The organism is Leptotrichia sp. (genome assembly GCF_057270615.1).
Map to the genome: position 1 here is coordinate 1 of NZ_DBHIXN010000036.1, position 21,870 is coordinate 21,870.

Here is a 21,870-nt window from a genome sequence, read left to right on the forward strand (position 1 = left end):
TCAATACCCCCATAAAGAAATTAGCCCAAAAATTACTTGTTTCTATTGGCTGTCCCCCTTTCTGTACTTCTCCCTTAAATTTACCATTTTTATCATACTTTTTACACATCCACACTCCTCTGTCAACTTCATCACAATTTTCTTTTTCCTGTCCGTTATCATAATATGAAATTGCTTTTTCTGTAAACGTTGGATTTTTTTGATTATTGTCCTTTGCTATTGCATAGTATTTTAATTTACCATTTGGATAGTACATTTCTTGAGGAAGTCCCGCTATTGAGTCATTCTTGAAATTTAAGATGGCTTTTAAATGACCTTGTTTGTCATATGCTTTTAGCTTCCCGTTTAATCGATAGTTTATCATTTTTTTCTGACTGTAATCTTGTGTTACTTCTGCAATTGAACTTATATCCTTACCATTTTCATAATATACTGTTCTTATTCCATTTAATCCATCTATTACTTTATATGTTCTGAATATTGTCCCATTTTGTTTATATTCTGTACTTATTTGCAATACATTGTCTTTATAAAATCTATCTGATTGTATTTTTCCACTATAATAATACTCTATTGCTTTTCCTTCAGCACTATCGTCTACATATTTTTGTATCAATCGAAGTTTCCCATTATCATGATATTCATATATAATACCTTCTGCCTTTCCTTTTTTATAAAAATATAATCCTGTTATACTGTTTTTATTCCTTTTTATTGCTACGCCCGAAAATGGAATTGTTTCACCATGCACATACACATATTTACCATTTCTATCATAATTATCATAATCTACTGTCTGTTCCACTTCAATATTTTTTAATTCATTATAATTCTCTAATTTATTTAATTGAGGGATTTCTGATAATTTTACAGCACTTAAATAGTTGCTAACCAAAATAAAAAATATTATTATTTTTTTATTTAATTTCATTACTTTTTTGCCCTCCAGTCTGCAAAGGAACACTATCTGAAAGCACATTCTTAAACTGTTTCTCTAAGAAATATATCGGATCTCCCACTTCCACTCTGTTCACTGAATTTGGACTTTGTTTAACTACTAGCTCGAACTCTCCTTCTGATGATTCGCTTAATATTAGTTTCTCATTGTAGCTTACTACTTCTACTTCGGGGATTCGCACGTATCTTACTGGGATTCCAAAACTTACTCCAAATACGCTTTCTGCAAACTCTTTTGGACTTTCTAGGTTGTCTTTTGCCTTGTTTTCTAATATCATCTTCTTTCCACTCCTTTCACTCAAAACCTCAACAATCAGCAGAGCCAAAAAGCCCTACTGAAATAATATATTCAATACCCCCATAAAGAAATTAGCCCAAAAATTACTTGTTTCTATCGGTTGCCCACCTTTTTGTACCTCTCCTTTAAACTTCCCATTCTTATCATACTTTTTACACATCCACATTCCACTGTCAACTTCATCACAGTTTTCCTTTTCCTGTCCATTATCATAGTATGAAATGGCTTTTTGGGTAAATGTCGGATTTTTTTGATTGTTATCTTTGGCTATCGCATAATATTTTACCTTTCCATTTGGATAATAAATCTCCTGAGAAAGTCCTGCCATTGAATTATTTTTAAAATTAAAAATACCTTGTAGTTGTCCCTGTTTACTATACACTTTTAATTTGCCATTTAATATATTATTTATTCTTCCTTTCTGGCTATAATCCTGTGTTACTTCTGCAATTGATTTTATGTCTTTTCCATTCTCATAATATACAGTTGATATTCCGTTTAAGCCCTCAGTCATTTTAAAACTTCTAAGTGTTGTTCCATTTTCTCTATATTCAATATCAGATTGTATAATGTCTTCTTTAAAATATCTCGTCGCTTTTATTCTCCCATCTATATAATATTCTATTACTTTTCCATCGTTCTTATCATTTTTTTGAGAAATCCTTAACTGTAGTTGATTATTTGGATAATATTCATATACCTCTTTTTCAGAATGTCCATTTTTATAAAATAAGATTCCTTTTATATTTTTATTACCATCTAAACCTACAATTGCAGAACCTGTAAATGGCTTATTTTCACCTATTACATATACTCTATCTTCAGCTTTATTTCTCTTTATTTTACTTCTATCCACTATTCTTTCAACTTCAATAGTTTTTAATTCATCATAATTACTTAATCTTCTTATTCTATCAATTTCATTTAAATACACTGCTTTGAGAGGAAACATTAATAAAGTAAATAATATTAACAATTTTAATTTATTCTTTAGTTTGACCACTATTTTTTCCTCCAGTCTGCACAGAAACACTATCCGAAAGCACATTCTTAAACTGTTTCTCTAAGAAATATATTGGATCTCCTACTTCAACTCTGTTTACTGAATTTGGACTTTGTTTAACTACTAGCTCGAACTCTCCTTCTGATGATTCGCTTAATATTAGTTTCTCATTGTAGCTTACTACTTCTACTTCGGGGATTCGCACGTATCTTACTGGGATTCCAAAACTTACTCCAAATACGCTTTCTGCAAACTCTTTTGGACTTTCTAGGTTGTCTTTTGCCTTGTTTTCACGGTTTATTTTGTCTACTTCCTCTTTTAAGCCTTCTTTTTCTTTTATTAGTTCCTTTTGTTTTCTTTTGTATTCTTCTATTTCTTTTAGGGTTTTCTCATTTTCTGCTTCATAGTTTAGTATTGTTTCATAATTCTTTATTTGACTATCTATACTATCCGTTTCGTTTGTCAATTTATTTTTTAATGCTGTTTTATCTTGTATTTCCTTTGCCTTTTTTTCTTTTTCTTTTTCTGTCAATGGTGTTGTTAAAGGAGTGATCCCATTTAACTCATTTGCTAAACCTTGTATTTCAAGATCTAATGGTGCTAATTCTATGTATTTTTTTCTATATTCCTCTTTCAGTTTCTCCATTTCCGCTCTTATTCCTGCTTCATCCTTATATTTTGAGAGTGCCAGTTTTCTTTCTGATGATCTGTCTGTTGCATTTTTGAATTCTGCTGCCATATTTTTGTTCAGTTCCTGAAGTTTTGCATTTATATCTGTTATTTTTGCATTTATTTCCTGTCTTTTTAGTCCTTCTGCCGCTTGTCCTTCATCCTTCCATTCATCTACTTTATCTGAAAGTTCCTTTTTTACTGGTTTTGTTTCATTAAAATATACTATTAACATATTTTTTCTTATTTTTGACAATGCAGGTTTTGGTATGCTTGACTGAGTTTGGGAATTTGCAGCTAAAGGCAGTGCTTTAGGCATTGATTTTGTTGGTTCTTTTGGGATTTCACCTGTTGCCCATTTGTTCAGCTTATTTATCACTTGTAAATTTGACATATATTCTATTATCTTTTTTCCCGCTAGCTGTCTAAATCTTTTTTTACCATTTGAACCTAATTTATCGTAACTTAGTAAATCTTCAACCAATCCCTTTTTTTCTTCCTTTGGTAATTCTATTCCATTTTTTTCCTTGTCTAAGTCAAGTGAAGTTATTTTCCCTTTGATTCTTATTACTGTCCCGTCTATGAACTGCAAGTCATTAAATCTATTTTCAAACATTGTGTTTTTTCCACTCATTAAAACCATCAATGGTAAGTTAGATGCTGCTTCTGCCTTTGAAAATTCTACTTCATTTACAAATACTGGAAATATTTCTATCCTGCTATGAAGCGGATTGGTTGTTATCAATCCTTTTCCAATTTCTTTTAATGTTTCACCTATGTTGTCCATATCGTGATTTACATTATTAGTTTGTTCTCCTTTAAATTCACTAAACATTACATATGCTCTCATATACTATTCTCCCTTCAAATTATAATCTATATCATTTGCATTCATTTCTACTTTTGTTGCCTCCACATTTACTTGTGGAGCATTCATTTCCACTTTTGCCACTTGAAGCACTACTTTTCTTTTTTCTATATCTTTTCTAGTATCATTTGCCAATGCTCCAATTACATAGCCATCACGTATATTTCTAAACTCCACTACTACATTTTCCTTTTCACTTGGTATTACAACTGTTGATGTCCCACTTAAATATCCTGTATTTATTAATATGGGAAATGGATAGTAGCTGTTTATTTCAGTTTGATTATTCTTCATAATTACTGTTCCATTTTCCTTCCCTTCAACCTCTTCACGATAGTTTAAAGCCTCCTTCCCTTCATCTATCAACATTTGTGAAAAATCAACGTATACTCCTATCCTTTCCCCTTTTTCAATTATTTTTTCAGTTCTTTCCTGATGAAATTTTTTATCAGCTTCTAACATTGCAACTTCTTTTTGCTTTTTTTTCAATTCTTGCCGTTTCTCTGATATAAATTTATTTTCATTTTCATCAAGTTCCCCATTTCCTCTATTAGAATACTCCTCTTTGCTCTTTTCTAATTTTAAAAGTTCTTCTCGCTTTCTCTTTACTTTTTCTTCTGTTTCCGTTTCATTTTCTATACTATCCTGTAAATTTATAATATCATTTTTTAAATTCGTTTCCGCATTTTCAATCTCCTTCAGTTTTTCTTGATTTTGTAAGTATTCTTCCTGTATTTTTTCATCTGACACTACTATATTTACAGCATCTTTAACTTTCCCTTCCAGACTATTTGGAAATTCCACTTTTATTTTTTCAGAAATTGTTTTAATCTCTGAGATAGTCTTACTCTCATAAAAATACTGTGTTTTTGTCAAACTATTTATAACAATTTTGCTTTCACTTATACAATATCCTTTATAATATGTTCCTAATTCCAAATATTCTGAAATTGGCATATTTTTATTTAATCTAATAGGCTCTTCTTTCTTATTAGAACTTTCTTTCTGTGCTTCAAAGCCTATTACCAAATTTCTTCCCTGTATATATACCGGGATTTTAAGTTCATAGTATAAAAATCTTATCAAAAATTGCCAAAATGTTTCATTATATTGCAGTACAAATCTTTTTTTCTTATAATTTAAAAATGGCTCATTATTCTCTATAATATTCCATTTAAAATTTAGATACCCTCTTAACTCAGTTGAAACATTTGCTTCATTTCCATAATAATTACGGATTTTTTCTTTAAAGGAATCTAAAAAATCTTTTATTGTAAAGTCAGTTTTATAATCTATGAACATTGGAACTCTATCCATTAGTTTAGTTATTGATACAGCAGTTATTGTTATTGTATCCCATATTGTACCTTCAACTTTTGTAATTAATCCATAAAAATATGTTTTTTCAACTTCATTTTTCTCATTTCCCAAATCAACACCAATAAAATATTTAGTATTAAACATAAAGTCTTTATTTTCAGGAATGAGAAGTTCATCAATTTTTTCTCTCGTAAATTTATCAAATTTATCAATTTTCATTTCCGCTTCCATTATTGAATGTTCCATCATTTTATTTGTTATTTTTATTTTAAAATTTTGTAATTGAATATACCCTCTTTCTTCTTTTTTGCTCCCAATAAATATCTGAACTCTATTTGCAACTGACATATACTTGGTATTTCCTGCACTTACATTATTTTCAATTGTAATCGGTTTTATCCCGCTACTACTAGAATTAACAGAAGTAGAATCATCACCTGCATTATCTCCAAAATCTCCATTTGTTCCCATACCTGCATTTTCAGTTACAACATTTGTTTCATTATTTTCAATTTCTGGCATTTAGTTTCCTCCTTCTAATTTTATTTTTATTAATTTTAAAATTACATTATTAACATTTCTCCAATTTTCAATGTTTCTTCTACACCAATTACCCCAATATGATATTCCCACATTACTTTTGGAAAATACTCCATTGGTAAAAACAACTCTGCAAGAACTTTTACTTTTCTTTTATTAGCTTTATTCTTTTTTGCATTTATATAAAACAAATATTTTTTCTTTTCATATCTATACCTATAAAATATACTGTCTTTAAATATTATTTTAAGAATTTTGCAAAAAACATATAATGAATCATCTGTTTCATAAGAAACTTTTAAATATCTAGCAATTTTCATTTTTTCAGTTTTAGAAAAATACTTTATATTATTTTTTACAAACTCACCAAAATATCCATTTTCCATTAATTCTATATACTTTTTTAAAATAATATATTTATAGTTTATTCCCTCTTGCAAATCAACCTCTGCCAATAGATGAAACATAATATTGTTTATCGCTTTTTCCAATATTTCCTCTTCTTCTATTAAATAGTCGTTTAAACTATTAAAAATACTATTAAATCTCACATACGGATTTACTTCAATTTCATTTTTATCAATCTCTATTGCGTTTAATTTACCATCATTTAATTCCATATAGGAAGATATTTTTTCTTTTGGTATCAAAAATTTTATATTTTCTGTTTTTTGAGAGTTATTTCGTATATCTTGTATCACTTTCCAAATATATTTATACTCTTCTTTTCTATTCATCATAATCATCAACCACCTTAAATATATATTCTGGATATATGTATTCAAGTTCACTTACTAAATATTCCATTTTTTTTACCATTTCTCTTTTATCCATATTATTTTTTTCTATTTTTAGTATAATTTCCTGCTTTAAATTTTTATCCAAGTCAAAATCATATTTTATAAAATGGTTTAATTTTTTCAGTTTTAAATATTTTCTGTTTTTCAATGTTTCAATACCTATATCTTTAAGCACTATATTATCTAGTGTTTCATATGATGAAAATAATCTATTAATTTCTGCTCTTGTCCTAATTCTTTTTAAAATTGTTATTTCATTGTTTTTTTGTATATTAGAATGGATTTTAAATTTTAATTCACTTTCTTTTCTCTTAATACCATTTATATCCAAAAATTCCCATATTTCCCAATCATCATCAAGAGATTCATCAGAAAGAACATTTATATTTTCATCATTTCCTCTGTATATAGAAAAATATTCCCCGCCTCTTTTATGATTTACTAAAATATTATTATTTCCCTTATAATCCAGCTTATATCTATATACAATATTATTTTCATATGGTAATACATAGTCCCAAGAATTTACTTTTTTTCTATTTATATTCCATACTAAAAAACAATCTTTTTTAGCTTTTTCTTCAAATTCTTCCAAATCATAATTCATATCGTATATTTCATCCATATTCAAAAATTCCCTGTTGTATTCATCAATTATTAAATTATAAAAATTATCATTATAATATGAATTAACTGTTTTCCATTCTAATCCATTTTTTTGAAAAATATAGTATAGATTTTCAATAATTTTATCATATTTAGAAGACTTTTCTAATCTAAAAGTAATTGGTATTTTTTTATTATAGTCATCAATATATCCTTGAAATTTTCTATCTTTTAGTTCCTTTTCTTCATTTTCTGTCAATTCCATATATATCGTTTGAAAAATTCTATTTCTTTTTAGCATTATATCCTTCATATTTAAATTTTTTATATCTTTTTCTATAAAATCCTCACTAAAAATTACTGTAAATAAATTATCATTAAGTTTATATTCCTTTTCATTCATAACCGTCATACAGATAAAATGATTATTTTTAATTTCATTTGAAGTTTCTCTTTCCCTATTTTCTATTTCATTAATTCTATTTTCAATATATTCTTTCAAGTCATTAAAGTTATCGTAAAAATTATCTCTAAAAAAATGTCTTAACATATCATTTTTAAAATCCAACATCTCTTTTTTCATCACTTTATCAAAGTCTTTCATTTTTACCTCTTTTCTCTATCTTTTATAAACTTTTAAATGTTTATATTATACAACTTTTTTTTAATTTATCCAATTTATATTTTTTATTAATTTCTACAGTCCCCCTTTGATAAATAGTTATGCAATTTAAAATTCATAATAAATCCACTATTCAAAGGGAAATAATATAAAAAAAGACTATCTCGTACTTACAAGACAGCCTAATGTATAGTTATTAAATTGTCAAAAAACTAAAAACTTTTAATAAATATATTACTGATTATTTTAATAATTTTTAAGCAAATTCTAAATTTATAATCTAAAAATACTTTTTATATCAATATATTTTATATAAAATATAATAAGAAAGAATGCAGCTATAAAATTTATACAAATAGCATTAATTAAAAAAATTTATATATTTAATTTTCTAAAGTATTCAAAAAATCATCTACATCATATAATTTTGCTAATTCATCAGAATACAGTATATTATTCGTAAAAATTCTATGACAAATTACAAATAAAAATATTAACATTGCTATTATTAGATAAATTTGGGAATTTTCTAAAAATATTTCTGTTAATTTTCTAATAACAGCTCCATATGTTTCATCATAATTACCTTTACTATTAACAGTTAATGTCATTATATTTGAATAGTAGTTGTTTATTAATCCTAAAAAACTTGTTGCTATTAATAAAAATCCCCCATTTTTTAATGACAACGCAAATGTTATTGTTTTTCTTGACAAAGTTTTTTTTATCCTTTTACCTAGTTCAGTTTTAGCAACATCTTTTGAAAAATTTTCAAAATTATATTTCTTTTTTATTTCTTTTTCAAAAGCCATATTTATTTTTTTATTCAGTTTATAACTTTCTGTAAAAGGATTTAAGAAAAACCACCACCACTTTATTTTTAACTCATCATTTATTCCTACTCCATTTTCTTTTAAAATCTTATCCATCTTCTTGTCTATTATCTTTAAATTTAAAAAATAACCTAATATAAAAAATATTGCCATTCCCAATGCTATCCAGTCACTTGTTATAATATCTCTTAAAAATTCAATATTTCTTAAAGAAGAAAAAGTCATAAACAACAAAAATAATAAAAATAATAATATATAAAGAAATAATTTCATTTCCTTATGTATAATAAAATTAACTATATTAAAGTTACTTCTTTTTACCATTAATGAATCTAAATTTTCAATTTTGTCTTTATTTGTATTTTCAGACATTTAAACCTCCACTATTATTTTAGAATATTTTTTAATTAATGCTATTTGTTTAAATTCTTAAAAATCTTATCCTAGCTCTTATTTTTCTTTTTTCAGTCTAATAATCTCTCGTTCAATTTCTTCTATTTCTTCCTTTTTTTTATTATCATCTTTTTCTAATTTTGATAATCTTTTTTCTCTTTCCCGCTTTTCATCTGCTAGACTACGACGTTGAACGATTATATTATTTTGTAATTTTTCATTTGGATTAACAATGATTTCCTGTCCTTCTTTTATTCCATTACCATAAATTTCTATTTTTTCACCATTATTAATACCTATTTGAACTTCTTGTTCCGTTACTTTATTGTCTTTATCAATAAAATAAACATAACATTTTATTCCAGCTTTAGAGTTTTTCTTTACAATTGCCGTTAAAGGAACTGTTAAAACATTTTCTCTTTTTTGATAGTAAAGACGAATATTTAGTTTTTCATTTAAAACAAGATTCTGAAATGAATTTGTTAAAAATTCTAAAGTTTTTAAGTTATCCACACCAATATCATTAATTTTATATAGTGTAGCATTGAATGTGTTAGAATTTCCATCTCGATTATCTTTTGAATTTTTTAAACTTGTTGACTGAATTTTTGCTTCATTTCCAATAGTAATGTATTTTAACTTTTCTGACTTAACAGGATCACTTGTAATTTTTAAATCATAACTTTTAGCCAATATCAAAACAGGAGCAGATGCGTCTGTTACACCACCTTCTAATACATTTATTTTTACAATATATCCATCAATTGGACTAAAAACTACCCTTTGAACTAATTGTTTTTCCTGAAGAAGTTTTGCTGCTTCAATTTGTAATGCTTCTACTTCTCCTCTAAGTTGCTGCATTTGTTGACTTACATCTACTTTTTGTTTTTCTTGTTCTATTAAATATCTTAATTGAGATTGTTTTACAGCTAGAGCTTCACGTCTGTCATTTAATTTATTATCTAACTCTTTTTCTTTATATTCACTAAAGCGAATTATTACATCACCTTTACTAACTTTATCCCCTTCTTTAAAATAAACTTTGTCAACTCCTAATTGTATGTTTAATCCTATTGTAACAAAGTCTTTTGCTTCAGTTTTACCTTGTGTGTCAATAAAGAGCTCTAAATTTTCTCGTTTAATTGGTTCAACAATAAACTTGTCATTAAGTCTTGGAGTACAAAACTTTATCATCAAAAGAACTACAAATATTAATATTGTTGGTAATAGCCATATAACATTATCATTTTTTTTCATTAATGTTCTCCATCAAAATATGAAATTTCATTTAAATTATCTTCGTATGGGAAATATTGTTTACGCCCTAAGTATAATTGATCATTTTTACGTTGTATTGGAAACACAAAAAATCCCCAATTATTTGAATCAGTGTATATAAAAAATCTTACAGTATTATTTTTAATTGTATCTGTGTCATCTTGTGTAATTATTCCTTCAAATTCTGGTAAAATAACCTCTGCATCTTTTTCGACATAATCTTCCTCATTTTTGTAAATTAACTCTTTTTTCAATTCACCTTCAGCATTATGAACGTAAATTTTTAACTCTTCAGCAGTAACTGATTTATCAATATCCCCTCTTAATATTTTAGCTTTTCTAGAAGTTCTTAACATTTCAATTAACTCACCATTATATTTTTCAACCCAAACAGAATATGGAACAAGTGGAACCTCATTTTCTATTTTTACATCCATATGCCCAAAACGTTTATAGTCTAAATATTTTATTGCACCATCAAGACAGTTCAATTTTAATTCATAATCATCACGATGGCTAAGTTCTTTGTATTCTATCATTTTTCCTGGCACAAATTCTTTTAACACTTCCTGAAAAGTGCTAATTTTAGTTGACTGCCCACTTAATTTGATTAATGAATATTCAAATAATACCCCTTCTTTATAATATGTATTCAAAAATTTTCTAAGCATTCCATAAATATCAGCTTTCACAATTTTTTCAATTTCTTTAATTGTAAAAATTATTTCTGGGTATTCAGTAATTGTTTTAAAAATATCATTTTCATAAATATGTAATTTCCACGCTTTTAATTTTGTAATATGTATATCATTTCCTGTTTCATACTTATCTGTTACATCAAAGCGAGTTCTGATTCTACCATCAGTAGTAAAAAATTCCTTCTTCAGATTTTCAGCAGCTTCCCATAACATATAAAAATTATTTCTAATTTTTCTATATTCATCACTCATCTTGTTTTCAAATTTTGAAAATTTAGTGGGAATTATTTTTTCATACTTATCATACTCTTGTTGCATTTTTTCAAAAATCTTTTCTACACCAAATTCATCAATTACCTTATAAATCATATCATTATCATATTCTATTAAATCATTTATAGATAAAATTTTATTGTTTGAATAACTTGCTCCTAATACTATTTTTAAAAATTGCATAATTCTATATGTTAAATTATTTCCACCAAAGTTTTCATCACCATTTTCAAAACTTGTTTTAATATCCAAATAATAAGATACTCTTCCATTTTCAATTACATACCTACAAGCAGCTAAGTCTGTTGTTCCACCACCACAATCAATAACTAGTGCATTATATTTCTCTTTTTCCCTATAATTTCCATTACGGATTTGTATCTCAATCGTGTTGTATAACACAGCAATCGCTTCATCCATTGCATTTTCACGAATAATTTCATATTCGTATTCTTTTACTCCATCTTTTTCATTTGTAAAAATTTCCTGAAACATACTTAAAAATTGTTCCTTTAATTTTACTGGACTTGAAGCATGTATTTTTTTAAATTTACATTTAAAGGTATATTCAGCTCTATCAACAACATATTTTAAATAGGCTTTTATAACTTCTTTTCTTTTTACATAAGTTATATTTCCAAATTCATCATTAATTTTTTCTTCCACCTGATGATCATGAACCCATTTTTTCAATCCATAAAATAATGAACCAGTTACAACATAATCATTCATTTCCAATTTTCTTAATACATCGTATCCAAAAGAGTACTCAATATTGCTTCTATCATTACAATCTTCAACATAAGCTAAGGTTGGAAATATTTCTCGATAATTTCTTTCGCCATCATTAAATTTAACATAATTAATTTCATTAATCTTAATATTTCCATTTAAAATGTCATTAGTTGGTAAACTTTTTACATAATTTCTATCTAAATATGCTCCAACTGCTGTATTTACTGTTCCAAAATCAATACATAAAGTTGCATTTGTGTATTCAAGTTCCCTTACTTCAAAATTTTCAAGTTCAACCTTGTAATAATCAAGTTTATATGGATATACTGGATATATATCACTATCTTTATGGTTATAAAATTTATAAATAAATTTCAAATCGTTTTCTTCAAAAAATAACAATGAAAATTTATTATTGGTTAAATCATCTACTCTAAAAAATTCCTTTTTGCTTGTTAAATAATAAGCATCTTTTGAACTCAAATCTTTTTCCAATTGAAAAATTCCACACAAATAATTATTTGCATTTATTAAAAAGGCATTTGCATGACTTATATGATCGGGCAATACTATTTTATAATTATCTTCTCTAGTTAAATTTAATTCCTTATAAAAAATAATTTTATGTGGTACCCTAATGCTGTTTTCATGATGAATTTTATTTCTTAATTCTTCATCAAATAATTCCTGAACATTTACCAATCCATTTTCATTATACTTATTGATACAGTAATCTGGTTTAGCTCCACGATATTTTAGTATAATCTTTATCAACTCTTCTCTAGTAGGCGTATCAACCCTTACTTCTACCAATTTTTCTTCAATAGCAATTTGATACATCTCATAATATGATTTTCTTCTTAATTCTTCTTCGTAAAATAGTTTCATTAAATTTCCTTTCTTTAAAGTCTACAATACTTTCAAATTCACCAAAATAAATTTTAATAAAAATTAGACAAATCTAACATTAAATAATAAAATCAAAATTTTTAATTTTAAAATGATTTTATTATAAACTTATATTTTTACTTTTTCTAATTCTTCAAGCAATTCTTCACAACTAGAATACCGCTCATTTTTATCAATAGATAGCCCTTTGGAAATTATTTGTTTTAGCAGTTCGTCTATTTCTTTTTCATAAAGTAATTCAGGATAATAAAATCTTTTTAATACATCCATTGGTTTTTGTTTATTTAACATAAAATAAAGTAATGCACATAAACTATATATGTCTGTCCTTACATCATTTTCTGCTTTTAAAGAATACATTTCAAGAGGAGAGTAGCAATCTGTTACTTTTATATACGTTCCATTCTTTTCATTATCTATAATGCTTGAACCAAAATCAATAATTTTAATTTTATGTTTCCCATTAATTAAAATATTTGATGGCTTTATATCACGATGTACGACATTTTTATTATGTATTTCTTTTACTGTTTTTAAAATATTAAGAAATATTTTTACAATGTCTTCTTCTAAAACATCATTTTCTAATATATATTTTTTCAAAGTTCTCCCTTTAAAATATTCCATTATTAAATATATCGTTCCATTTTCTTCAAAGTATTCATTTAATTTAATAATACTGTCATTATTAAATCTTTTCAATACATCAGCTTCTCTATTAAAACTTTCTCTAAGCATTTTAAAATTTTTTTGATACCTGTCAGTAAAAACAACATTATTATCTCTAATAACAAATTTTGAAGGAAAACATTCCTTTACGATGTATTGTTTATTTCCATAAGAAGATAAGTATACATTGGAAAAGTCCGTCTTAGAAACGTAACTCTCAATTTTATATTTTCTATTTAATTTATATTCTAATGGTAAAAAATCCATTTTATTCTCCCTCTAAACTTTATTTCCATTATCATCTCTTCCAAGTATTTTCCAATTTCTTTTAATTTCCTGATTTAAATCATCATTTGTTACTAAAGTTTTTTTATATTTTTTTCTTTTCTTATGTATAGTACTTTTTGTTTTCTTATGTAATTTTTTTTTGGTTTTTACTCTTTTTCTTATGGTTTTAGGTTTATAAACCTCTTTATCTTGTTCATTTATTTCCAAACTTGGTGTTACTTTTTTTTCAGGAGTTATAACAATATCTGCAGTTTTTATAACTGGTTCAGGTTGTTCAATTATCTTTGATTGTTCAATTTTTTCAAATAGTTTTTGTTCATTAATATTTGCTAATTTCTTTTTATATATTAATTCTTCAATTTTTTTAGTAATTTTTTTATTTTGAGGTTTAATTTTAGAATAAAAATCAAGTGCCATATTAATTTCTTTAACAGAATTACTATAATCTTCTTCTTTATAATATTTGTCTGCTATATCAAAATGTTTTTGTGCTTCATTTTCATATTTTTTTAAAACTAATGTTTTGTTGATAGCTATAAATGTAAAAGAAAATATAAGCATTAAAAGAAGATATTTTAAAGGATTTTTTTGTTCTTGTCTTTCTACAATAATGATTTCCTCTTTTTCAACTATTCTTTCAGCAAAAATAGACATAAATGGTATTGTCATTCTTTCTAATTTTTCAATTTCCTCTATTTTTTCACTAATATTCTTTTCAATTTCAATTTTACTATTCCAACGAATTAAAGCATCTGATATATTATTGTCATTTATAACTTTCCAAAACTTTGGTGTCCCCAACAAAGCATAATCATCTTTTAACAACTGAATTGTTTTATTTTCATCACGAATTATATCTTCAACAATCATATTCTCACGGAATAGTTTTAATCTTGTATTTCCGATATTACTAATCATCATTTTATTTTCATTTATAAGAACAACTAAAATAGAAATTTCACCATTTTCTCTATTTTTTTTCAGCTTTCTTTCTATGATTTTTTTATATGCAGCATTTAAAATATTTGTCGCATTTTCTTGTGAAAATTCATTATTTTCAAAAAAATATCTGACAGCTTCTTCAACTCCTATTTTTGCAAAATTTTCATTCATATCGTTATCTACGATTAAACACCAAAATCCTCTTTCTCTTTCTGGAATGTATGTTGAATAAGTATTTTTCTCTGCAATTCCTGCATAATTTTTAAAAAAATATGTGATATATTTACTTTTTTTTTCGTCCAAATTAATCCCTCCTTTCAAATGTAAGATAAACATTTTAAACTAATAATTGTAGTTAAAATTTGTATATTTTGTTATTTCCAGAATTGCCACCATTTTTTATTAGCTTTTGAAGTTGCTTTTTTCAATTTTTTCTCTAATCTTTTTTGAATTTCATTAGATTCTCCTACTAATTTCATATCATCTAATGACATTTGATATTTTTTCATACTTTCTTGCCAATTTTTTTTCTTATACTCTTCATCTCCTTGTTGTTCATATAAATATCCTTCTACTTTAGATATTTTTTGTGATAAATATTCAATCTTATTTGTTTGATCATCAAAATCTCCTGAAGATTTTAATGTTTCAAAAATTTGTTTTGATTCAGTATATTTTGTTATACTTTCTGTGTATCTTTTTAAATTAAACATCTGCTCTGCTTGTATTTCTAAATTTGTAGCATTTTGAATATTTTCTGCAATTTTTTCTCTTCTTTGTTTTTCTTGTTCAATCGCAACTCTCTGAGCTTCAATTTCTGCTTCTTTTGCTCTAATTCTTTGATCTGCCTGTACTTTTTCCTTTTGTAATTGTTGTGCCGATTTTATTTGTTGTTCTTTTAATTGATCTGATAATCTTTTCTCGACATCCTTTAATTGTTTATCTTTTTGACTTTCAAGTTTTATATAGTCCTGTGCTTGTGCTATAAATTTATTTACATTTGCTACATTATTAGCATCTCCCAATTCCTGATAAATTGTTTTTGCTTTACTTAGCAACGTTATTGCTTCAGCTGGTTTATTATCAGTTATATGATTAAGTCCTTCTTGAACTAAATTATTTGCCGTTTGAATATTAGACATCTGCTTTGAATTTAATTCCTGTATCTTATTATCTATTTCCTGTGTTTTCACAGTATCTCCCAAAGCTTGATACATCTGTCTTGCCTGATAATAGGCTTCTCTTGATTTATTAGCATCTGATGCTGATAACAGATCACCTCTATTTTCTGTTAACATTGCTCCATTATATGCTGTTTTTTCTTTTTCATTAATTTCATCAATTTTTCTTTCAACACTTGATACATAATCTGCCCTACCATTTGTTAAATATATTTCTGATGCTGTTTTGTAATTTTCTTTTGCTAAATTAAAATTTCCTGCAGAAAAGGCTTGATTTCCAGCAGTTTCTATTGCCTGTGCTTCTTTTAATTTTGAAGCGGATTGTATTCTTGAATCTAGTGTTGTTAAGATTTCATTTGTATTTAATTCATCTCTTTTGTATGAGTTTTCAGATAAAGCAAATTTTGCTGATTGATAACTTTGAGTAGCATCATCATACCTACCATTATTAAATAATTCATTTCCTTGATTTATATTTTGGAATGCCATTGCCAATTTTTCTGTTTGTACAATTCTATTTTTTACATTATTAATCATATCTTGAATTTTTTCCCGTCTTGCATTAGCATTAACAAAAAAACCAAATATTCCTTTACTTTTTGGCTTTAATTTTTCATATTCCCCAATAACAAGTTTTAAATCATCTACTGAATTATTAAAATTTTTCTTAACTAATTCATCATCTGCCTGTTGTTCATAGTTTGAAGCCCTTTTCATTATGTTGTTCCTTTTGTTTATATTCCAAAAAGTTAAAACTAAAATAATTAGCAATATTCCCAAACTTATAAGTCCTATCTTTATCCAAAAACTTTTTTGATCTTTTTCAATTGGCTCTGGAGAAGCAATCTTTTCTACCTTTACTGCAGCCATTGTATAATTTTCTACTTCATCCCGTAATGTCGCAATTACACTTTTTTCCAAAGAATCCATCCAACTTTTCTGATCTGGCTGTCGAGATAACTCCACTTCAAGTTCTCTTTCATCAACATTTTCCCAAAACCCTATCGTAGTTAAACAGAGAATATCATTTTCCTGTAATGTAATTGGAGTTCTTATTATATTAGGTTTTATTTTCCCAAAATCTCCAATTGCTTGTAATAAATCATTTCTTTGACGATGAAATTTTATATCTCTAGTATCTAATGCCCCCTCATCCACTAATAATTGTGCAATACTGTCATCTCTGCTCTGAGAAATAATATATCCACCTCTCATATGATAAAGACGTGTATTTCCTACATTTCCATATAATATTGCATTATAATTACTAATTACTATTAAAAGAGAAGTGTGCATTAACGAGTATCTTTCTGTTTCTTCTTGTCTTTCTTTAACCTTTAAATTGGCATAATCCATCATTTCCTTAATAACAGCCGCATTAAATCTTGGACGTAACATAAAATACTCAACTGCTGATTCAACCGCTAACTTTGCAGCAATGGCTGCCCCTTCTTCTGAATCGTATCCATCAGAAATTACCCAAATAGCATAGTTATCTAACTGTACGTAGCCAAAGTAATCGTTATTTTGAGATCTTGTTCCTGCTTCACTGAAAAAATTAGTTACGAACTTAGCTTCGTCCTTTCTCATTAAAATCTCCTTCTAAATGTTAAAATATAACCTAAAACAAACTATTCTAGCTTATTTATATATATAGTAATTCTTTATTTCTCAACTTGAGATTTTTCTTTATTCCAATCAAAATTTTTCCCACATAAATTTACAAATACAAATTTACTTTCTCCCATTTCAATCATATCAAAACTTCCTAATTCTTTTGTATTATATAAAGCCTCATTATTTATATAAATTAAGCCGTTAGCATCTCCTGGTGTAATTACAAAAATACGCCCTTTAGGATTGTAACTAATTGAACAGTGATTCTTTCTCGAAATTGTCATATCACCTTTTATTTGTATATCCATCTCATCACCACGACCAATAAAATTTCTTTCACTTACAATTCTAAAATCTTTTCCTTTATCTGCACCTTCTATACAAACAAGCCATCCAACCACAGGATCAACTCTTGAATCCTTTGCCCAGTATGCCATTGTTTTATCATCATCATTCATTTCTTCAACTAAATTAATCTTATCTTCTTTTACTTCCGTTTCTAATCCCTCTGCTTTACAATATGGACATGAAGAATATTTTGAAGTATCGTATATATGTCCATTTTTACATCTTTTTAATTCTGCCATTATAGACCTCCATAATAATTTACAAATTTAATAAAATTTATATCCTTTAATACTCTTAAATTATAACTTTTCTTAATAATTATCAAAAAATATTAATTTTATTTTTGATTTATTTTTTAAAGTTATCTAATACATCTAAATTTATATAAAGATATTATTACACATATTAAGTGATAATTCAATCTAAAAAATAATTTTTAATATTTTTTGATTTTTTGTTAATTTTAAATTAATTTTTTCTTCTAAAACAATATATTAAGTATCCCTAGTAATGCATTTATCCCAAAGCTCCAGTCCCTCGGTTTCTCAAATGTCGGTGAATCAAATTCCCTTTTAAATTTACCATTTTTACTGTATTCCTTACATCGCCAGTTATTGCTTGCCAGTTCCTTGCAGTCCAATTTTTTCTGCTCGCTGTTATCAAAATACTCTATAAAAAAATCCTTTGCCTTGACATTTTCTTCCGGCTTTTCCGAGGCTGAAATATAGTCATATTTAAGTTTCCCATTTTTAAACACTTTCTGTTCCAATCCTGTCAACTTGCCATCCTTATAGTTCAATATTCCCATAATACGTCCTCGTTTGTCATATGCTGTGGATTCTCCATCCATTATATAGTTCATTTTATCTTTTATGCTATAATCCTGTATTACACTCATTTCAGAACTTTTGTGTATCCCATCTTCATAATATGTTACTATAATTCCTTTCAAGCCTTCAGTTGTTTTAAATATTCTTCTTATCTTTCCATTTTGATAATACTCTACTGAATCTATTATAATATTATCCTTATATATTCGTTTATCTTTTAAATTTCCATTTGGATAATATTCATATCCTTCTCCTTGCGATTTATCATTCTTCTCTTGCGTTTCAAGTAACAATTGTCCGTTATCAAAATAACTGTAATGCTTCCCTTCCGATTTTCCGTTTATGTAGATATATATACCTACTATCCTATTATTTTTTTTTTCTATTGCAGCTCCAGTAAAAGGTTTATCTTCTCCATTTACATAAACTCTATCTTTTTCTTTGTTTCTTTCATAGTTATTATAATCCACTATTCTTTCTACATTAATATCTTTAATCTCATCATAATTGCTTAAACTTTTTAATCCTTCTATTTCTGATAACTTCATTCCATTTAAAATAATATTAAAAATTAAAATCAAAAATATAATTGTACACTTTTTACTTACCTTTTTTAACAACTTTTCCATCACTACTTCCTCCAAAAATCTTACTAATACCTCCTATCAGCTTGCCTAATCCCTTCTTACCTAAGCTCAGCGGATCTCCTACCTCCACATACTGTTCTCGCTTGAACGACTGCTTCAATAGCACTTCAAACCTTCCTTCTGATTCTGATAAGTTCATCTCCTCGCTGTAGGATACCAGTTCTACTTCTGGAATATACATGTATCTTAATGGTACTTCCAGTTCCACTCCCAACAGGCTTTCTGTCCAGTTCTTTAAGTCTTCCTGTTCCTTGTATGCCTCATAGTTTGCCTGCCCCTTGAGCTTGTCCTTCTTTATCCCTTCCTTTTCCTCTATCAGCTTGTTTTGTTGAGCTCTGTATTTTTTCAGCTCTGATAATGTCTTTTCATCTTCCATATCATTTTTTAGCACTCCCTCAATGTCCTGCTTTTCTGTTTTTAGCAATTCTTCCTGCTCTTCTGCCTCTTTTATCTTTAGTTCCACATTCTCTAAATCTGATTCTTTGGCATTTGCCGCTGTTAACCGAGTTTTTTCATTGTTCAGCAAATCCTTGTTTTTACCTGCCGCATCCATTTCTGTTTTCAATGTGTTAAGCCTTGACTTCATATCATTTTCATTTCCATATTTGCTTATCAACGCTCTTTTCTTTAAGTCCCTGTCCTCTTTTGCATATAGTTCATTCTTTATCTTTGCATCAAGACTGCTTATTTCTTTTTCTATCGCATCTAGCCGCTTCTGTATTTCAGCATACTCATATTCCTTTTCAGCATCCTTTTCACTGTCCCACTTGCTTGCACTGTCTTTTTTCTCCATTGGCTTGTCGTCCTTAAAGTACACTATCGTCAGACTTTTCGTTATCCCCCTGTATGCATCCGCTGGCTGTGAGGGATCCCTTTTCTCAGGGTTCTGTCCCTTCTTCTGCTCCGCTTCTGTCGGCGGTGTATCATTTGATATTGCCCATTCCGATAACTGATTTATTGCCGTCAGGTTTGATACGTACTCTATCAGTTTCTTGCCTGTTTTCTGCCTGAATCTCTTCTGCTCCTCCTTACCCATCTTTGAATACTCTTTTATTCCATTAGTCAAGTCCTTCTCCTCTACCGTGTTTCCTGTTGCTCCTTCTGCCGCTTTTGCTTTCTTGTCAAGGCTTAAAAATACTATTCTTCCGCCTATCTTTACTACTGAATTTTCTGGAAACTTTAAATAGTCGTACTGCCCTTCAAAAATACTTCCCGCCTTCTTTGCCATCATTAATTGCGTTGGCCCATTTGTTCCATTTTGTGAATCGTACTTTAAATACTCAACTGTATCTACATATACAGGAAGCAGCAATATCTCGCTCACTCCTGCATTCCCATTCATAACTTCTCCCAATGGAACCGGATTTTTTATGAAATTCCTCATCACTTTATTGAAAAATCCTATATTTACTCCATCCTTATTGACTGGACTTAGTAATATTGCAGCTTTCATCTAGTTTGTCCTCCTCCATTTTTTATTGATTTTATTATCCCCTTTTAAAATACTAAGGATTCAATATGTTCCAGGCACCTAAAAATATGTTCACCCAAATGTTTCCGTGATGATTATTATTCACAGACACGTATTTTCTTCCATCTACCTCCTGCTTGAAACTTCCATCCTTGCTATATTCCTTACATTTCCAGTTTCCTGTTGACACTTCATTACAGCTATATTTCATAGTATCGCTGTTATCAAAATACTCTATATAGCTTCGTATTGCCTTCAAATCCTTTATGTCTTTTGCTCCTCCTATAAAGTCATATTTCACTTTCCCATTTTTATACAGTTTCTGTCTTTCTCCCAGTAAACTTCCATTATTAAAGTTAAGTTCTCCTAATATGTTTCCATTTTTTTCATATACTGTCGTTTTTCCATTTTTTATGTAATTAATTTCTCCTTTCACACTATAATCTTGTATTACTTCTGATATATACGATTTTTTATTAGTTCCTTTATAATACTTTGTTAATATTCCTGATTTCCCATTAACACTTTTATATATTTGTTCCAAACTACTATCTTGATAATAACACTCGCTTAACATTTCTATATCATCTTTATATTGAATTTTACATAATAATTTCCCATCAGCAGTATATGAAAAAGCATTTCCATTTTTTATATTATTTTTAAGCGTTATTTCCATTCTTAATTTTCCATTTTCATAATATTCATACTTTTTTCCATTTCCATTCCCATTAACATAAGGAATTAACGCTATTATTTTATTATTTTTTCTTGCTACAATTAATCCATTCACAGGTTTATTTTCACCTTTTACATAAGCATAATCTCCCTTTCTATCATAATTATCATAATCAACTTCTCTTTCTACTTCAATATTTTTTAATTCATTATAATTACTCAATCTTTCTGTTCCTTTTATATTAGAAATCTTCATTGCATTTAATGTAATATTAAAAATTAAGAAAATGAAAAATAATATTAATCTTCTATTTGTTCGGAATACTTTCATCTATTTTACCTCCTCCCACACCAATAATTTTACCAATCTCATCTTTTATTCTTCCTATACCTCTTA

General features: G+C 27.2%; 17 protein-coding genes. All 17 read right to left on the reverse strand.

All coding sequences use genetic code 11. The features are described from left to right. A partial coding sequence (locus ACO409_RS07370; protein ID WP_299267255.1) for a toxin-antitoxin system YwqK family antitoxin occupies positions 1-931 on the reverse strand: 931 nt, incomplete at its 3' end. Beyond that, entirely contained in the window at positions 918-1,235 is a 318-nt protein-coding gene (locus ACO409_RS07375) for a hypothetical protein (protein WP_485556141.1), read from the reverse strand. The genes ACO409_RS07375 and ACO409_RS07370, both read right to left, overlap by 14 nt. A 54-nt stretch (positions 1,236-1,289) precedes the next feature. After that, entirely contained in the window at positions 1,290-2,258 is a 969-nt protein-coding gene (locus ACO409_RS07380; protein ID WP_485556142.1) for a toxin-antitoxin system YwqK family antitoxin, read from the reverse strand. Further along, complete coding sequence (locus tag ACO409_RS07385) at positions 2,239-3,777, reverse strand: hypothetical protein (protein ID WP_485556143.1); 1,539 nt, start codon at positions 3,775-3,777, stop codon at positions 2,239-2,241. The genes ACO409_RS07380 and ACO409_RS07385 overlap by 20 nt, the downstream gene beginning before the upstream one ends. Before the next feature lie 3 nt (positions 3,778-3,780). Then, positions 3,781-5,637 carry a ligand-binding sensor domain-containing protein gene (locus ACO409_RS07390; protein WP_485556144.1) on the reverse strand — a complete coding sequence of 619 codons (1,857 nt, stop codon included), beginning with the start codon at positions 5,635-5,637 and terminating at the stop codon, positions 3,781-3,783. A gap of 41 nt (positions 5,638-5,678) precedes the next feature. Then, positions 5,679-6,395, reverse strand: coding sequence for a hypothetical protein (locus ACO409_RS07395; RefSeq protein WP_036060180.1), 717 nt, complete (start codon positions 6,393-6,395; stop codon positions 5,679-5,681). Further along, a complete protein-coding gene (locus ACO409_RS07400; protein ID WP_485556145.1) occupies positions 6,385-7,665 on the reverse strand; it encodes a hypothetical protein in 1,281 nt (426 codons plus the stop codon). Before ACO409_RS07400 ends, ACO409_RS07395 begins: the two co-directional genes overlap by 11 nt. A gap of 401 nt (positions 7,666-8,066) precedes the next feature. Next, on the reverse strand, positions 8,067-8,888 hold the full coding sequence (locus tag ACO409_RS07405; protein WP_485556146.1) for a hypothetical protein: 822 nt from the start codon (positions 8,886-8,888) through the stop codon (positions 8,067-8,069). Between the two features lie 78 nt (positions 8,889-8,966). Next, positions 8,967-10,166: an efflux RND transporter periplasmic adaptor subunit gene (locus ACO409_RS07410; protein ID WP_485556147.1), complete on the reverse strand. Its 1,200-nt coding sequence runs from the start codon at positions 10,164-10,166 to the stop codon at positions 8,967-8,969. Next, positions 10,166-12,781, reverse strand: coding sequence for an acetate and sugar kinases/Hsc70/actin family protein (locus ACO409_RS07415; protein WP_485556148.1), 2,616 nt, complete (start codon positions 12,779-12,781; stop codon positions 10,166-10,168). Before ACO409_RS07415 ends, ACO409_RS07410 begins: the two co-directional genes overlap by 1 nt. A 129-nt stretch (positions 12,782-12,910) precedes the next feature. After that, positions 12,911-13,738 (reverse strand): serine/threonine-protein kinase, encoded by an 828-nt coding sequence (locus ACO409_RS07420; RefSeq protein ID WP_021746692.1) that lies wholly within the window; start codon positions 13,736-13,738, stop codon positions 12,911-12,913. A gap of 12 nt (positions 13,739-13,750) precedes the next feature. Next, on the reverse strand, positions 13,751-15,004 hold the full coding sequence (locus tag ACO409_RS07425; RefSeq protein ID WP_485556149.1) for a hypothetical protein: 1,254 nt from the start codon (positions 15,002-15,004) through the stop codon (positions 13,751-13,753). Between the two features lie 71 nt (positions 15,005-15,075). Next, positions 15,076-17,472: a PP2C family protein-serine/threonine phosphatase gene (locus tag ACO409_RS07430; protein WP_485556150.1), complete on the reverse strand. Its 2,397-nt coding sequence runs from the start codon at positions 17,470-17,472 to the stop codon at positions 15,076-15,078. A 74-nt stretch (positions 17,473-17,546) separates the two neighbouring features. Beyond that, complete coding sequence (locus ACO409_RS07435) at positions 17,547-18,086, reverse strand: FHA domain-containing protein (protein WP_314392063.1); 540 nt, start codon at positions 18,084-18,086, stop codon at positions 17,547-17,549. A 242-nt stretch (positions 18,087-18,328) separates the two neighbouring features. Continuing rightward, positions 18,329-19,306, reverse strand: coding sequence for a toxin-antitoxin system YwqK family antitoxin (locus ACO409_RS07440; RefSeq protein WP_485556151.1), 978 nt, complete (start codon positions 19,304-19,306; stop codon positions 18,329-18,331). Next, positions 19,278-20,777, reverse strand: coding sequence for a hypothetical protein (locus tag ACO409_RS07445; RefSeq protein WP_485556152.1), 1,500 nt, complete (start codon positions 20,775-20,777; stop codon positions 19,278-19,280). Before ACO409_RS07445 ends, ACO409_RS07440 begins: the two co-directional genes overlap by 29 nt. Before the next feature lie 52 nt (positions 20,778-20,829). Then, on the reverse strand, positions 20,830-21,804 hold the full coding sequence (locus ACO409_RS07450; RefSeq protein WP_485556153.1) for a toxin-antitoxin system YwqK family antitoxin: 975 nt from the start codon (positions 21,802-21,804) through the stop codon (positions 20,830-20,832). Between the last annotated feature and the right edge of the window lie 66 nt (positions 21,805-21,870).

Bases quoted from the DNA above. Each gene is read 5' to 3' on its own strand.
- ACO409_RS07375 (WP_485556141.1), bottom strand. From the start codon at position 1,235: ATGATATTAGAAAACAAGGCAAAAGACAACCTAGAAAGTCCAAAAGAG.
- ACO409_RS07385 (WP_485556143.1), bottom strand. From the start codon at position 3,777: ATGAGAGCATATGTAATGTTTAGTGAATTTAAAGGAGAACAAACTAAT.
- ACO409_RS07390 (WP_485556144.1), bottom strand. From the start codon at position 5,637: ATGCCAGAAATTGAAAATAATGAAACAAATGTTGTAACTGAAAATGCA.
- ACO409_RS07395 (WP_036060180.1), bottom strand. From the start codon at position 6,395: ATGATGAATAGAAAAGAAGAGTATAAATATATTTGGAAAGTGATACAA.
- ACO409_RS07400 (WP_485556145.1), bottom strand. From the start codon at position 7,665: ATGAAAGACTTTGATAAAGTGATGAAAAAAGAGATGTTGGATTTTAAA.
- ACO409_RS07405 (WP_485556146.1), bottom strand. From the start codon at position 8,888: ATGTCTGAAAATACAAATAAAGACAAAATTGAAAATTTAGATTCATTA.
- ACO409_RS07410 (WP_485556147.1), bottom strand. From the start codon at position 10,166: ATGAAAAAAAATGATAATGTTATATGGCTATTACCAACAATATTAATA.
- ACO409_RS07415 (WP_485556148.1), bottom strand. From the start codon at position 12,781: ATGAAACTATTTTACGAAGAAGAATTAAGAAGAAAATCATATTATGAG.
- ACO409_RS07420 (WP_021746692.1), bottom strand. From the start codon at position 13,738: ATGGATTTTTTACCATTAGAATATAAATTAAATAGAAAATATAAAATT.
- ACO409_RS07430 (WP_485556150.1), bottom strand. From the start codon at position 17,472: ATGAGAAAGGACGAAGCTAAGTTCGTAACTAATTTTTTCAGTGAAGCA.
- ACO409_RS07435 (WP_314392063.1), bottom strand. From the start codon at position 18,086: ATGGCAGAATTAAAAAGATGTAAAAATGGACATATATACGATACTTCA.
- ACO409_RS07440 (WP_485556151.1), bottom strand. From the start codon at position 19,306: ATGGAAAAGTTGTTAAAAAAGGTAAGTAAAAAGTGTACAATTATATTT.
- ACO409_RS07445 (WP_485556152.1), bottom strand. From the start codon at position 20,777: ATGAAAGCTGCAATATTACTAAGTCCAGTCAATAAGGATGGAGTAAAT.
- ACO409_RS07450 (WP_485556153.1), bottom strand. From the start codon at position 21,804: ATGAAAGTATTCCGAACAAATAGAAGATTAATATTATTTTTCATTTTC.